The sequence below is a fragment of the Saprospira grandis DSM 2844 genome (genome assembly GCF_000275825.1).
GTDB lineage: Bacteria > Bacteroidota > Bacteroidia > Chitinophagales > Saprospiraceae > Saprospira > Saprospira grandis_A.
Genome location: NZ_JH719942.1, coordinates 392,330 through 407,512, shown reverse-complemented (window position 1 = coordinate 407,512; position 15,183 = coordinate 392,330). Strand labels below are relative to the sequence as shown.

Annotated in this window: 12 protein-coding genes; 4 read left to right on the top strand and 8 right to left on the bottom strand. The window is 46.5% G+C overall.

All coding sequences use genetic code 11. From position 1 onward, the window contains the following. Window positions 1-48 precede the first annotated feature (48 nt). Window positions 49-2,181: an NAD-dependent DNA ligase LigA gene (gene ligA / locus SAPGRDRAFT_RS02065; RefSeq protein ID WP_002656783.1), complete on the top strand. Its 2,133-nt coding sequence runs from the start codon at window positions 49-51 to the stop codon at window positions 2,179-2,181. Between the two features lie 12 nt (window positions 2,182-2,193). Further along, on the top strand, window positions 2,194-2,694 hold the full coding sequence (locus SAPGRDRAFT_RS02060) for a hypothetical protein (protein ID WP_002656781.1): 501 nt from the start codon (window positions 2,194-2,196) through the stop codon (window positions 2,692-2,694). 236 nt (window positions 2,695-2,930) lie between these two features. Here the strand turns inward: SAPGRDRAFT_RS02060 and nadB are convergent, their stop codons facing one another. From nadB to SAPGRDRAFT_RS02025, 7 genes are all read right to left on the bottom strand, one after another. After that, window positions 2,931-4,535, bottom strand: coding sequence for an L-aspartate oxidase (nadB, locus tag SAPGRDRAFT_RS02055; RefSeq protein WP_037349725.1), 1,605 nt, complete (start codon window positions 4,533-4,535; stop codon window positions 2,931-2,933). 4 nt (window positions 4,536-4,539) lie between these two features. Further along, complete coding sequence (locus tag SAPGRDRAFT_RS02050) at window positions 4,540-5,652, bottom strand: anhydro-N-acetylmuramic acid kinase (RefSeq protein ID WP_002656777.1); 1,113 nt, start codon at window positions 5,650-5,652, stop codon at window positions 4,540-4,542. A 569-nt stretch (window positions 5,653-6,221) separates the two neighbouring features. Continuing rightward, the gene (locus tag SAPGRDRAFT_RS02045; RefSeq protein ID WP_002656775.1) at window positions 6,222-7,859 is read right to left on the bottom strand and encodes an NAD+ synthase; all 1,638 of its coding nucleotides are present in this window, start codon (window positions 7,857-7,859) and stop codon (window positions 6,222-6,224) included. Between the two features lie 271 nt (window positions 7,860-8,130). Continuing rightward, complete coding sequence (gene dapA / locus SAPGRDRAFT_RS02040; protein WP_002656773.1) at window positions 8,131-9,024, bottom strand: 4-hydroxy-tetrahydrodipicolinate synthase; 894 nt, start codon at window positions 9,022-9,024, stop codon at window positions 8,131-8,133. 1 nt (window position 9,025) lies between these two features. Continuing rightward, the gene (locus SAPGRDRAFT_RS02035) at window positions 9,026-9,556 is read right to left on the bottom strand and encodes a DUF6913 domain-containing protein (protein WP_002656771.1); all 531 of its coding nucleotides are present in this window, start codon (window positions 9,554-9,556) and stop codon (window positions 9,026-9,028) included. Between the two features lie 2 nt (window positions 9,557-9,558). Further along, window positions 9,559-10,521 carry an acetyl-CoA carboxylase carboxyltransferase subunit alpha gene (locus SAPGRDRAFT_RS02030; protein WP_002656769.1) on the bottom strand — a complete coding sequence of 321 codons (963 nt, stop codon included), beginning with the start codon at window positions 10,519-10,521 and terminating at the stop codon, window positions 9,559-9,561. 39 nt (window positions 10,522-10,560) lie between these two features. Continuing rightward, on the bottom strand, window positions 10,561-11,028 hold the full coding sequence (locus SAPGRDRAFT_RS02025) for a DUF2441 domain-containing protein (protein WP_002656768.1): 468 nt from the start codon (window positions 11,026-11,028) through the stop codon (window positions 10,561-10,563). A gap of 1,021 nt (window positions 11,029-12,049) precedes the next feature. Here SAPGRDRAFT_RS02025 and SAPGRDRAFT_RS02010 point away from each other — a divergent pair. After that, window positions 12,050-13,096 carry a hypothetical protein gene (locus SAPGRDRAFT_RS02010; RefSeq protein ID WP_037349720.1) on the top strand — a complete coding sequence of 349 codons (1,047 nt, stop codon included), beginning with the start codon at window positions 12,050-12,052 and terminating at the stop codon, window positions 13,094-13,096. Between the two features lie 246 nt (window positions 13,097-13,342). Here the strand turns inward: SAPGRDRAFT_RS02010 and SAPGRDRAFT_RS02000 are convergent. After that, a protein-coding gene (locus SAPGRDRAFT_RS02000) for an IS3 family transposase (protein ID WP_437343622.1) occupies window positions 13,343-14,459 on the bottom strand; the annotation gives its coding sequence in 2 pieces (ribosomal slippage) (window positions 13,343-14,173 and window positions 14,175-14,459; 1,116 coding nt in all). 15 nt (window positions 14,460-14,474) lie between these two features. On the opposite strand from SAPGRDRAFT_RS02000, the gene SAPGRDRAFT_RS01990 reads away from it, so the two are divergent. Next, the gene (locus SAPGRDRAFT_RS01990) at window positions 14,475-14,918 is read left to right on the top strand and encodes a hypothetical protein (protein ID WP_156001805.1); all 444 of its coding nucleotides are present in this window, start codon (window positions 14,475-14,477) and stop codon (window positions 14,916-14,918) included. Window positions 14,919-15,183 lie beyond the last annotated feature (265 nt).

Sequence of the window (15,183 nt, the reverse complement as noted above, 5' to 3'; positions counted from 1 at the left end):
AGCGAGGCGGAGGCCCCAACACCACAAAAAAAATTCATACATTAACTTATGCGTTATTCTGCTCAAGAGCAAAAAGAATTATTTGAGCGCTCTAAAGCGCTCTTGGCCCAAAAGCCATTGCCTACAGAAGAGGCCTTTATTCAGGAGCTAATTGCCCTGATTACTTATCATGAATGGCGCTATTATGTGCTCGATCAGCCCCTGCTGAGTGATTATGAATATGATCAGTTGTTTCGAGAATTGAAGCGCCTAGAAGAGGCGGCCCCCCAATGGGTTTTCCCGCATTCGCCCACGCAAAGAGTGTCTAGCGACCTAACAGAGGGCTTTCCAAGCGTGGAGCATCTTACGCCTACGCTTTCTTTAGAGAACTCTGAAAATATGGAGGATCTTCAGGATTTTGAGCAGCGTCTTCGCCGCCTTCTGCCCGAAGATTTGGCCCAAAATGAACTGGCCTATTGTGTAGAACCCAAGTTTGATGGGGGGACAATTGTGTTGGTTTATGAAAATGATCAGTTGGTCCGTGCCGCCACCCGCGGAAATGGAGAAAAAGGCGATGAAATCACGGCCAATGCCCGCGCCATTGCTAGCATTCCCCTACAGGCCAATTTTAGTAAATACGGCATCCAAAAAGTGGAACTGCGCGGAGAGGCCCTGATCCGAAAAGACCGATTTGAGCGGGTCAATGAAAAGCGAGCCGCCGCCGGAGAGGCCCTTTTTGCCAACCCCCGAAATGCCGCAACGGGTTGCCTTCGCCTAAAAGATCCACAACAAGTAAAAGCCCGATCATTAGAGGCTTTTGTCTATCAAATGGGCTTTGCGGTTAATGCTAAAGCCGAAAATGTTTTGGACCAATTTGAGAGCCATTGGGATATTTTGGCCTGCTTGGCCGACCTAGGTTTTAAGGTCCCTACTGCTAATAAAGAGCGGGCACTTTGCCCAAATATTGCCGCCGTAGGCAATTTTTGCGCCCAATGGGAGGCCCAAAGAGAAGATTATGCCTACGAAATTGATGGCATGGTGGTCAAGCTGAATAACTTGGCCCTACAAGAAATTTGTGGCTACACCAATCATCATCCCCGCTGGGCTATTGCCTATAAATTTACCGCCAAAGAGGCTAGTTCTGTCCTAGAAAGTGTAGAATATCAAGTGGGCCGAACGGGGGCCATTACTCCTGTAGCCAAAATTCGCCCGGTCGAATTAGCCGGGGTAACCGTAAGCTCGGTTTCTCTACATAATGCCGAGCAAATTGCCGAAAAAGATTTGCGCATCGGCGATCATGTGCTGGTCAAAAGAGCGGGAGATGTGATTCCCCAAATCGTTAAACCCCTAGAGGATTTACGGACCGGAGAGGAGCAGCCCATCGTTTTTCCAAGCAATTGCCCGGTCTGCGATTCTTTGCTGGAACGGCCCGAAGGCGAAGCTGTTTGGCGCTGTATCAATCCCGATTGTGAGGCCCAGACGCTAGAACGCATCAAGCATTTTGTCTCTAAGGGAGCCATGGATATTTCTGGTTTTGGTGCCGCTTATGTCGAGAAGTTTTATGAGGAGGGCCTGCTGCATGGCCTAGCCGATGTTTACCGCCTAGATTATGATAAAATTGCTCAGTTCGAGGGCTTTGGCCAGCGCTCTGTAGCCAAATTGCAAGAGGCGATTGAGTCCTCCAAAAATCAACCGATTTTCCGCCTCATTTATGCCCTTGGCCTGCGTCATGTGGGGAGCGGAAATGCCAAGATTTTGGCCGCTATTGTCCCCGATATCCGAGAACTTAAAAACTGGAGCATCGAGCAGCTCAGCGAGCTAAAAGATGTGGGGCCCAAAATGGCCCAATCGGTCTATGATAGCTTTCAACTAGCCGCCATCCAACAGCTGCTAGAAGAGCTAGGCGAATTGGGCCTCAATCTAAAACAACTAGAAGAAGAAAAACCCCAAGAGGGTCCCAAAGAAGGCCCCTTTGCCAATAAAAAGGTCCTGTTTACGGGCAGTTTGCAAGAGATGAGCCGCTCCGAAGCCAAAAAACACCTGCTGGCTGCTGGGGGCATTGCTGCCTCTTCGGTCTCCAAAAATTTAGACTTTTTGGTGGTGGGCGAAAAAGCAGGCTCTAAACTCAAAAAAGCCCAAGATTTAGGCATCAATATCCTTACAGAAGCAGAATTTTTAGCCCAACTAGACGGGCAGTCGTAAATAATAATAATCATGAAAGAACTAGCTGATTACCAAGCAACCATTGAAGCGGCTATCCAGAAATTGGGCGTAGATCCCAAGGTCTGCCGCACCGACAAAGAAAACCGCTGGCATTTGCATCGTGGCAATGCCGAAATTGTGGTCCTCCTCCGAGAATCTACCACTTTTGAGCAGAAAAAACGCCCTAGCCTCGTCATCGTTTCGCCTATTGTGGTGGTGCCCGCAGCTATCGAAGCCCGCCAAGAATTGATGGAACTGATCCTCAAAACAAACCACCAACTCATTACCGAGAGCTTCTCGATGACGAGAGAACAGGCTGGCCATGAGGTGGTTTACCTCAGCTCTACTTACTTTATCGAGGAGATGAGCGAGAAGGAAATTGAGTATTCGCTAAGCAGCCAGAGCTATTTTGCCCTGCAATTTACTAGCATGCTCAGAAAGCGCTTTATGGGGATCGATGATAAAGAAACTGCCCAAAAAGAACATACGCCTTTTAAATTAGATGATGAGTAAGATCTAATTTTTTGGGGCTGCCCCTTCCGCTAGGTTAAAACCCAGCGCAAAGCGGTATCGCTTTGCGAAGCTAGACAAAATGAGGGTTGAAACCCTCATGAATTATCGATCGGGTTGGGCCATTGCGCAGCTCGCTGTTACTTGCTTCGCTGCGTCGGCTCCCGTTGGTCGGGTCGCTCGGCCCTTTAGGACCAATAAAAAGGGCCCATAACAATTCGTTATGGGCCATTTTGCTTTTATAGGCGAGTATCATCCAAATACTCTTGTCGGTCGGGATAATCCGTAGTAAAATGTAGCCCCCGGCTTTCTCTGCGGATAGCCGCCGAGCGAGTGACCAAATAGGCCACGGTAATCAGGTTGCGCAGCTCGCAAAGTGCAGGCGAAATTCTACTTTTGTTATATAGTTCTTCGGTTTCTTCATAGAGTAGGCGCAGGCGAGAAAAGGCCCGCTCCAAACGCAGATTAGAGCGAACAATGCCCACATAACTACTCATAATTTCTTTGAGCTCTTTCATGCTCTGGGTAATGAGGACCAATTCTTTGGGGTCTTGGCTGCCTGTGGCTTCCCAGGCGGGAATCCCCTCTTTCCAGTCCCATTTTTCTAGTTTTTGGTCTAGGTCCTTAGCAATGCGATCGGCAAAGACGAGGCCCTCTAGCAAGGAGTTGGACGCTAGGCGGTTGGCTCCATGTAGGCCCGTGCTGGTACATTCGCCGCAGGCATAAAGGCGATGGATAGAGGTTTGTCCCCAAGCATCGGTTTCAATGCCGCCACAAAAGTAATGGCAGGCGGGGAGTACAGGAATCATCTGCTCAAAGGGATCGATACCGATGCTTTTGCATTTTTCATAAATATTGGGAAAATGGGCCAAAAAAGCTTCCTGATCCAAATGTCGACAATCTAAATACATACAGTCAGAGCCACTATTTTTCATCTCTTGGTCAATGGCTCTAGCTACAATATCTCGAGGGGCCAAAGATTTTCGGGGGTCGTATTTCTGCATAAATTCTTGGCCCTCGGCATCTTTTAAGATGCCTCCAAATCCACGGACGGCCTCAGAGACCAAGAAAACGGGATTTTCTCCAGCGGGATTATAAAGGGCAGTAGGGTGAAATTGCACAAATTCCATATTTCGCACTCTTCCCTTGGCCCGATAGGTCATGGCCATGCCATCTCCTGTGGCAATAGTTGGGTTGGTGGTCGATTTATAGACCTGTCCGGCTCCACCAGAAGCCATAACGGTAACTTTGGCCAAAATGCGCTCCGCTCGATTGGTTTTTAAGTTGAGGGAGTAGCAACCATAGCACTCAATATTGGGACTGAGTCGAGTGACCCAACGGCCCAAATGATGCTGCGTTAAGAGGTCAATAGCAAAATGATGCTCTAAGACTTCAATATTGGGGAGTTCTTTGGCTTTGGCCAGCAATGCCCGCTGAATTTCTCGGCCCGTGATGTCTTTATAATGCAAGATGCGGTTTTCCGAATGTCCGCCTTCTCGGCCCAGATCATACTGCTCTTCCTGCTTTTCTTTGTCAAAGCGACTGCCCCAGTCAATGAGCTCGCGGACTCGGCTAGGGCCTTCTTCTACCACAATCCGAACAATTTCCTCATCACAGAGGCCATCGCCAGCATCTAGGGTGTCTTCAATATGTTTTTGGTAAGAGTCTTTCTGATCGTCCCAAACGGCGGCTACTCCACCTTGGGCATAGCTAGTATTGCTCTCTGAAGAGATGGTTTTGCTGAGTACGGCAATGCTCGTTTGGGGCTGTTTTTGGGCCATCCGAATGGCAAAGCTGAGCCCGGCCACGCCAGAGCCCAAGACCAAAATATCTACTTTTTTCATAATCTTAAGATTTGGGGGGCGGCCAGTGGATGCCCCCATTGATACTTGCTTTTTTTGCGCCGGTCACTTGGGGCCAGGCATTTGTTTGTTTTTCCCAACGCAGTAGGCCAAGTAGGGCCATTAGTAGGGCTTCTTTAAATTCGATAATGTTGTTGTTGGGCAGAAAAATCTCTATGCCCAAATCTTCTACATAGGCTTGTAATTGGCCCAAAAGGTAGTGATTAAAAGCGCCCCCACCAGAGACCAAGAGTTTGCCGGCCTGCCCAAAGCCCTCCTCTTTTTTGAGGTCCAAAATGCTTTGGCGCAGGCTAATTCCAATGAGTTCGCAAACTGTGGCCAGCTTATCTTCTGTGCTGGCTTCAAATTCGGCTAAGGTGCGGAGCTGTGGCCCTTGCACCCAGGCATTAGAGAGCGATTTGGGATAAGGTTGTTGATAAAATGGGTCGGAGAGTAGGGCGGCCAATAGTTCTTCTTGAACTTCTCCCTGGGCGGCCCATTGGCCGTCTTCATCATAGCTGGCGCCCTTTTCTTGGGCCAAAAAGTTGAGTAGTTGGTTGGCGGGGGCAAAGTCAAAGGCGCGCCAGTTTTGGCCTGCTTTGGCCGATAAATTGGCAATGCCGCCTAGGTTGAGGTAATAATTGTAGCCCGGAAACAGGTAGGCATCAACTAAAGGAGCTAGAGGAGCGCCCTCTCCAGATAAGCTGAGGTCTTGGCTTCTAAAATCGCTAATGACGGGCCGTCCTGTGAGTGCGGCCAAGGCGCTGCCCCGGCCAATTTGGGCTCCAAAACGTTTATGGGGCTCATGAAAAACGGTATGTCCATGCGAGGCAATGAAGTCGAGCCGCCGAATGTTGTTTTGGGCCAAAAACTGCTGCACTAATTCGGCCATATAAAAGCCAAAGTATTGGTCGGTTTTGGCATAAATGAGGGCCGATTGTTGGGGCAGGGCCCGCAGCCGTTCCTCCCAACTGTTGGAGTAGGGCAGGCTTTGGGCGGCGAGCAGCTCCCAGTTTTCTAGGCCATTTGGGCCCCATTGCATACGGCAGTAGGCGAGGTCTAGCCCATCTAGGGAGGAGCCTGACATTAGGCCAAGGATATAGTAGTTTTTGCTGGACATGCTGTTGTTTTTTTTGGGGCTGCCCCAGCCTTTGGCTGGGTCGGGCTGTGTCGCAGCTCGCTGTTCGCTCGGCCCTGCGCCGCCAAAGGCGGCTGGGTCTGGCGCTTTGCGCCACTGCTGTCCATCCCTCAGCCAGATTTAATCGCGCTGCTTTGGCTATAGTTTGCTATGAATTTTCTGCTAGGCCAGCTATTTTTTAAGGGCATAGCCTTCGCTATGGTCGAGAAAAATAGGGCCGACTAGCGGGAAATTGCTGCAAACAATAAAAGTGAGTGCGTTTAAATCTGGCTATTGCCTGCGGCCCTTTGGGCCTGCAGGATGAAAAAATGGCCCAAGCTCCCCCAATGGATTCCTTAGGGAATCCATTGGAGGGGAGGGTGGGCGGGTTAATATTAAGGAATGAGGAGCGCAGCGACGAATACCGTTCTTACAGCAGCTTGGCAGGGCCTAGCGCTGGGGAGCAGTGCCGCCAAAGGCGGCAGACCGAACAGGCGCAGCCTGTGACGGGCCGAGCAGACTTGCGAGCTGTGGACCATAGCGCCGCAGCTTTGCTGCGGAGGCCCCTAATACTAATTCAAATAGCGACCGACAATAGGCATTCTGCGGCCCATTCCAAAGGCCTTTTTCGAAATGCGGAGCGTAGGGGGCGTTTGGGCCCGCTTAAACTCATTGCGATTGACCATTTTGAGCACTCGACGGACCAACTGAGCATCAAAACCTTGTTGGATGATCTCTTTGGGGCCTTGGCGGCGCTCAATGTACTGAAATAAAATTTGGTCCAGAATATTATAGTCGGGCAAACTATCACTATCAAACTGATCGGGGCGAAGCTCGGCACTTGGGGGCTTGGTAATAATATTTTCTGGAATCAATTCGCCCTCCATATTCATAAAGCGGGCAAGCTCAAAGACCTCGGTTTTATAGAGGTCGCCAATAATAGACAGGCCGCCGGCCATATCGCCATAGAGCGTGCCGTAGCCCACCGCCGCCTCACTCTTATTAGAGGTGTTGAGCAGGATATTGCCAAACTTATTGGAGACCGCCATAAGCAACATGCCCCGAGCGCGGGCCTGAAGGTTTTCCTCGGCCAAATCGAAGGTAGTACCTGCAAAAATAGGAGCCAACTCCTTTTGATAAGCCTTGTAAATATCCTCAATAAAAATCGTGTCGTACTGAATATTGAGATTTTGGGCCAATTGCCTGGCATCCTGAATAGAATGCTGAGAAGAAAACTGAGAAGGCATGAGCAGGCAGCGCACATTTTGTGGGCCCAAGGCCTTGGCCGCCAAAACCGCCACCACGGCAGAATCAATGCCGCCAGAAAGGCCAAAAATGGCTTTCTTTAAGCCCAATTTGCCAAAATAATCGCGGATACCGAGAATCAAAGCATCTTCAATCAGTTGCATCTTTTCTTTGGTTTGGGCCTTGGGGGTTTGGCCTAGGCGCACCGACTTAAGGTCAAAGGTTTTGATGCACTCTTCAAAATAAGGCAGCTCTTCAAAAAGCTCTGCATTGGGCGAGAAAACCGCCGAGCCCCCATCAAAAATGATTTCCGTTTGGGCACCCATATGATTTACATAGAAAAAGGGCAATTTGTAGCGCTGCACATTTTCTTTGATAATGGCTAGCCGCTCTTGGGCCTGAGAGTAACTAAAAGGCGAAGCCGATAGATTGAGAATAAAGTCTGGCCCCTGCTTAAACTGCTCATCGAGGGGGCAGATGGTATAAAGCGGATTTTCATTGCCCACATTCCAAATATCCTCACAGATAGAAAGAGCAATTTTATAGCCCTTATATTCGACCAATTTAAATTCAGTGGCGGGCTCAAAGTAACGATACTCATCAAAAATATCGTAAGTGGGCAAAAGGGCCTTGTGCTGCCTATGCAAAATTTTGCCATCAGCTAAAAAGTAAGCCGAATTATAGAGGTCCTTGCCTTCTGGAACCGGATTGCGAGAGGGCGCGCCGAGCACAATGGCAATATCCTGAGCCGCTTCGGCTAACTCTTGGACCAACGCATCGCTTTTGGCAATAAAGTCATCAAATTCTAAGAAATCTCTAGCCGGGTAGCCCGTGCTAGCCAATTCTCCAAAAACAACAATATCAGCCCCTTGGGCCTTGGCTTCTTCTGTAGCCCGAAGCATTTTGGCCAAGTTTTGTTCAAAGTGGCCAATATAGTAGTTGAGTTGAGCGATTGCAATTTTCATAGCTTTGTTTATTATGTAAACTAAGTAGGTGTTGGGGATTCAAACGACAATCTAGAAAAAAAGTTGCTGATTTTACAGACTTTGTTTAAAAAATAAGCAAAGTCCCTTTTTTCTCTTTTGCTAGAATGGGTGTTGGTTTATTATGAGGCAGTGGAGTAGAATCTAGCCTTAGGCTTATTATTAGAACGACTACTGCATAGCGGGCCAAAAATCCACAAAAAAGCCCAGTCCTAAAACAGAACTGGGCCATATAATTTTAAGTCATTTTTGCTTAGCGAAGCGCATCTACCTCGGCTTTTAGGGCCTTGATATACTGCTCATTTTGCATGGGGACCAAAGGCAAACGCAACTCATTTTCCATAATGCCAATAGCGTTGAGCACCCATTTTATGCCGGCGGGATTGCCCTCTACAAAGAGCAAATCGACTAATTGGCTGAGGGTGTAATGCAGGGCTCGGGCCTCTCGAAATTCATCTTCTAGGCCATGGCGGACCATTTCTGAAAAGCGAAGGGGATAGGCATTGCCCACCACCGAAATCACGCCATCGCCTCCCAAGGCAATTAATGCCAAAGTGAGGTTGTCATCGCCAGACCAAAGGGCAAATTCTCTGGGTGCGCCTTGGATAATCTCCATGGCTTGGCCCAAATTGCCCGAGGCCTCCTTTACGCCAATAAACTGCTTGCTGGCCTTGGCCAAGCGGATGCAAGTGGCGGCAGAAATATTACTGCTGGTTCGGCCAGGCACATTATAGAGAATAATGGGTAAGGGACAATTGGCTGCAAACTCCATATAATGCTGATAAATCCCCTCTTGGCTGGGTTTGTTATAGGCTGGAGAAGCCGACAAAATAGCGTCAACTCCTTCCAAATCAATAGCTTGCAGCTCTTCAATTAGGGCGGCGGTATTGTTGCCCCCATGGCCCAAAACCAAGGGTACACGGCCTGCAATCGCCTTTTTGGTAAAGGCCAATAAGGCTTTTTTCTCTTCCTTAGAGAGCGTTACCGACTCGCCAGTGGTGCCCATACTCACCAAAAACTCTACGCCCCCTTCTATACAGTGGTCAATAAGTTTTTGCAGTGCGGGATAATCAATTTGGCCAGCTTTGAAGGGGGTAACTAGGGCGACCCCAGTACCACGCAATTGACGAATAAGAGAAGCGTACATGCTATTTTTTGTTTATGCGTTCTAAATACTGATGAATTTCTTTGAGGAGGCTGGGCATAGGTTTTTTAGCGGCATGCACCATCAAATCAAACTGATCGGTACGGCCTTCTGCAAAGAAACCCAGCCGCATTTTGCTAGGGGCGGCCTGCAGCAGAAAGTCGAGCGGCAACTGTTCGCCAACATAAAGGGCCATCAGCAGATCATATTTATGGGCCAAAAAAGCATCAATTTGTTCTCCTTTAGGGATGCCCGCCCAGTTGAGTTCCTTAGTAGAAAAGGCCTCATAGGGCAGCCCTTCGGGCAGTTCTTTTTCGGGCCAATAGGCCAAAAGCTGCACCTCCTTTTTCATTTTTTGCAAACTCTTCGCATAGGCCAAAATCGCTTCTGTATTTGAGGCCGAGCTGGCATCAAAGAGAATGGCAATTTTTTGCAATTGCAAAAAATTGAGGGCCTGCGGAGCGGGTTGTTGCGCCAAATGTGGTTTTAATGCTTGCTTATAGGCCATTTGCTGAAGGCCAGACTTTAATCCCATCCCTACTGTTTTTTGATCGTTTGTGTGGGGCCCATGGCGCTAAACTTCTCAATTCTTTGGGCCACCAATTCTTCGGGGCTCAATTTCTTAAGCTCGTTGATTTCTTTCTTTAGGTGCTTTTTGAGGGCCTTGGCCATGGCTTCGGGCTGAATATGCGCACCGCCCAAAGGCTCTTTGACCACACCATCAATGATTCCCAGTTCTAGGGCATCGGGAGCGGTCAATTTTAGGGCCTCGGCAGCTTCTTTCTTATAATCAATGGTTTTCCAAAGAATATTAGAGCAAGATTCTGGCGAAATAACGGTATACCAAGTATTTTCCAACATAAAGATGCGGTTGCCCACACCAATGCCCAAGGCTCCACCAGATGCCCCTTCGCCAATGATGACACAGATAACGGGAACGGTCAAGCGGGCCATTTCAAAGAGGTTGCGGGCAATGGCCTCGGCCTGTCCGCGGTCTTCGGCCTCAATGCCCGGAAAAGCACCGGGGGTGTCAATCAAGCAAACGATAGGCATATTAAAACGCTCTGCCGTTTTGAAAAGGCGCAAGGCTTTGCGGTACCCCTCTGGGTTAGGCATACCAAAATTGCGGTACTGACGGGCTTTGGTGTTGGCTCCTTTTTGGTGGCCCACAAACATCACCGTCATATTGTCCAAACGGCCCACACCGCCAACAATCGCCTTATCATCGCGGAAACAGCGGTCGCCCTGCATTTCTACAAAGCGGCTACACATCATCTCAATATAAGTAAGGGTATAAGGGCGTTTGGGGTGGCGAGAAAGCTGCACCCGCTGCCAACCGGTTAGGTTGTTATAAATTTTACGGCGCAAAGAAGACTGCAATTTCTCCAACTTGCCTACCTGCTCCTCAATTTCCTCTTCGGTCAGGTCTTGGCGTTCGCGGAGCGCCTCCATTTTATTATGTAGTTCTTCTAGGGGTTGTTCAAAATCTAGAAATACCATAAGCTCTGGTTTTATTACGCTATTGAATGGCCCGAAGGCTTATAAGATAGAAGAAGGAGGCAAAATTAGCTCCTCCACCAATACAGTACCCGTACAAATGGCCTCTAGGCTCATTGATTCGGGCTGTTGTTTTTGCTGCCAATAGGCATGCGCTCGTTCCAAAATATCGGAATAGGGGAGTCCGTCTGTGCGCAAAAGCTCCATTTCGGCCAGAAAAGGCTGGGCGTCTTCCGCCAAACGAACACTATAAATATAAGACTGATAATGGTCCTGATTGGCCCAAAAAGCCTTGGCTGTCGTCAAATCGGCAAACAAAAAAACGGCCTTAAAACGAGATGGCGCATCAGGGTAATACCGCTGCCGAATGTCTTCAAATATCTCTTCTTTGAGGTAGCTACCATAGGCTGCTTTCAAAAAATCATCGCGGCGGATCCGCTCCCCATATACGCCCCGGGTCAATTGACTACCGGCTCGTATTTCTCTTTTTGATAAATGATACATCAACATAATTGGGCATTTTTGGCTCGCACAAAGCTAAGAAGAATATTTATTTTTTTCCAGATTCCCTTTGCTTCTTCTGCTTTTTTAGGGGCCTCCGCAGCAAAGCTGCGGCGCTACGTTTCGGGGCTCGCTGTTCGCTCGGCCCTGCGCGGGCTGCGCCCGCTGGGTCTGGCCTTTGGCCACCCCTGCACATCGCTAGGCCGTTTGGCCTTCGGCCATGGCGGCGAAGCCGCCTGCCATTCATCGCCTAGGGGCTTGTCCCTAGGCGCAGGAAAGGGCGCACAGAAGATTTTAATATTAGTCCCTCAACTTTTTCTGGGGTTTTTTGAAAAAGGAGAGATAAGAGATAAAGAAAGCGTTTTTTAGTGGCTAGGTAGTTTTGGGCTGAAGCTTAATGGAAAGCTACAAGTAGAAAAAGCGAACAAGGACTTTAGTCCGCTAGTTCGCTCAAGTCTACAACCCTGGGCTTCAGCCCAGGGCGCTAAGCATAGCCGCTGTTGACTAAGCTTAATTAAAGATTCTAGGAGCTCGCCTTTTCTGCCATGGGCTAAAGCCCATGGTTGCGGGTCTATGCAAACTGGCGGGCTAAAGCCCTTCTTTGCTGATGGAGCCTAGTGAAACAGAAAATCCCCTCGTATGAGGGGATGGCGATTTTTTCGATAGCCTAGGGCCTTGGCCCTAGGGTTATTATGAAATTTATGGAGGAGAAAAAAACAAAATCAAACAACCGAAGAAAAAAATAACCCTTGTTCAAAGCGGTAGAGGATTTTAATCCTCTCCGCACTATAGATGTAGAATGGGGTTGTTGTATGGCTGCGGGTTTCAACCTGCAGCCCACAGCTAGCAGGCGGCGAAGCCGCCGCAAAGGAGCGAAGCGACTTGGCCTAGGGGCCTGCAAGGGTGCCGCGCAGCGGCAGACCAAGGGCGAAGCCCGCAGGGCCGAGCAAACCTGCGAGCCCTGAAAGGGCCCGGCCGCCTTAGGCGGCAGGCCCCAAAAAAATACTATCTTTAGACCTCGTTCTTTGAAATGCGCAAAAGCCCAGAAATTGGCTCAGGGCATCATACTACTTACTTTAGAGAGCTAGATGGGCGGATGGGCCGCTGGTGGTCTACGGACCCTATTACCTTCCCGCATCAATCGCCCTATAATACCTTTGATGGAAATCCGATATATTATACGGATGCTTCTGGGGCCTGCGTAGATTGTGGTGGGATAGAGTCTGGTGAAGATGATGATAACCCTTTGAAGTCTGGTGAAGATGAGGAAAAAGATCCTCCAACAATAGAAGGGGGAACAACAGAAACTGTTAAAGTAGTTGCAGAAAGAATAGGAGATAAGAAAGATCTAGCAATAGATTCTAGGAATATCAGAATTTCTAATTCCAGAGAAGACCAATCAATTCAAGGACGAGAAGGGGCAAGGAGTGGTAAACAATCTACTCAACTAGAAAGAGATGTTCAAGATGGGTGGATGCCTTTACCCGCAAAATTGTTAGATAAAATGACTACAGGAAATTCACATACTTCTGGTTTTTATTTGGAGGATGCTTGGAATAGATTTGCAGAAACAAGTCCTGTTATGATAAGGCTTAAATATGAACGTCAAAAAGAAAGTGACCAATATTATTCTCCTTGGGGGAGAAACGTTGCATTCGATGGCAAGTCCAATGGGTATCATACAGATGTATATCCAGGAAGAGGACATCGGTACAAGCAAGTAAAGGGTGTTGCTTTTTATGAAGTAAAAAGAGTACAGAGGGAAAAAATATATAAAAACTATAAACAAATAGGAGCTCAAATTGCAGCAATCGAGCATAAGTTCCCCTATGCTGCAAAAAAGAAAGCTACGTTTTATTACTTAGTAACAACTGCCGATGTTACGGATGTTTCTAGTATTCGGAATTATGCGGAAAGCAAATCAATTAATTTTGGACATTATGTTGCTTTTTATAAGGAAGTAAATGGAGTAATTAGGGTTAAATTTAAAGCAAGGATGCCAGGATGGATTTATGGATACAACGATCGTGATTTGATAGGGGCTAATCCACTTGGTGTCCCATTGATAAATAACTAGATGAAAATGAAAAGAGTAACATTAACTATTAACTTAATAATATTAAATCTTGCTATAGTAATGGGACAAGTATATAATCAGTTTAGCATACCTCAAAACTTATGTGGAGTCGAAGGTCTTATGGTATTCTATGATCTTAATCAGCATCAATATAAATTAAGATATGTACGCCTACCCCAATGCTTAAACAGAAAGTCCCTTAATTTAAGGTGGAGTTTCTTCAGGGAGGGGAACTAGCTTCCCTCTCTAGAGAAGATGCTGAAGAAAAATATCTTGAGGAGTTTTATATCCTAAAGAACTATGAAGCCTGTGATTGTTATAATAATTAAAATACTCTTTAAGTCCGTTGTGTAAATCTAAACCATTTTCATAAGCTCTCAAATAAATATGCTCATATTTTACGGACCACCATAATCTTTCTACAAACACATTATCTAAGGCTCGGCCTTTTCCATCCATACTGATCTTAATTCCTCTGTTGAGCAACTCAGACGTAAATTCTAGAGAAGTAAATTGGGCGCCTTGATCGGAATTAAATATTTCAGGCTGCCCCCATTTCCAAGCTTCGTCCAGAGCTTCTAGACAAAAACGCTTATCCATGCTGTTCGAAATCCGCCAGCTCAAAACATATCGACTATACCAATCCATGACAACGGTTAAGTACATAAAACCCGCTTGCATAGGAATATAAGTAATGTCAGTTGCCCAAACTTCATTTGAACGGCTCACTTTTAGGCCTCGAAGTAAATAAGGGTATTTCTTATGACTTTTGGCTGATAATGAGGTGTTTGGCTTGGGTAAAACAGATCGAATATTCATCTTTTTCATCAAGCGAGCAACTCGTTTTCTGTTGCAAATCAAGCCTGAGGCCCTTAAATACTCGGTCATCCTAGGGTAGCCCCACTCTGGATGTGACAGGTGAAACTCATCAATTTTACGCATCAACTTTAAGTTTTCTGCACTTTCGCCCACTGCTTGATAATAGTATTTTGATCGGGAAACAGACATTAACTCACATTGCCGAGCTATGCTAAGTCCTTCTAATACTGCTATTTGGCTCAGTCTTAACGCTTCATCACATTCCCCTATATTTTTTTTTAAGCCAGTCCAGCTCAAACTGCAACTTGCCTATTTGCTCATATAAACGGGCTTCTTTTTCTTCATCAGCATCCACTTTGGGGCCTCGCTTTTTTTCATAAAGCAAAAAACTATTGGCTAAAAGCTCTTTCTTCCAGGCCGATATTTGATTTGCATGTAGCTCGTATTTTGTCGCTAATTCTGCCAAGGTCAATTGATCTTTTAGCGCTTCTAAGGCTACTTTTGCCTTAAATTTAGAACTGAAATTACGACGTTTCTTTCTCATCTCTTTTGTAATTTAGTGCTTCATTATACGACTTTTTTCTTTCATTTTTCCACCTTAAACTACTGTCCTAATTTTGGGGGTAAGGGCAATGTGGATGAGGGTGTTTTAGAGGAAGGTGATTTTTCAATGATGACCAGAAGGTTTGGAGATTGTCAAAATGAGATAAGAAATTATATTTCCACAAATTTAATTAGGATTGAATATTCAAGGACAAACTATTTAAATTGTGAGGCACTTGTTAATAGAGATCTTGAAGGATTTTTTATTGAAATAAGTTCTAATTTTATTGATAATGAGCCATTCAGAATCGATGATCTAGAAGAATATAGTAAAATTCTTAATTTGCTCTCCGCCGAGGAGAGGATGGACTATGAACTGAAAATCGTAAAAGCATTCATTTTTTATGCAAAAGAAAATTATGATAATGAAGTTGAGTTGAGGAAGACGTATAATTTTTAAAAGAAGATTATTATGAATTTGTTTTAATAACCAAGAATGGAGAATTTGATCTTAGCTCAATTGGTTTTAGAATTCTTTTTCCTGATTATGATCGAGATCATTTTGAATCAAAAGAAGATGTAAGAGTTGATTTGGAAGGTCTTAAAGGTCTTATAGACTATTATAATTCAGATAGATTTTTAAAAATATCACATGACTAAGTCTAGTTCGCTTATTTGGGGAAACTTAGGGAAATAGGCGTTCATCCGTACTAGTTCACGTCCAT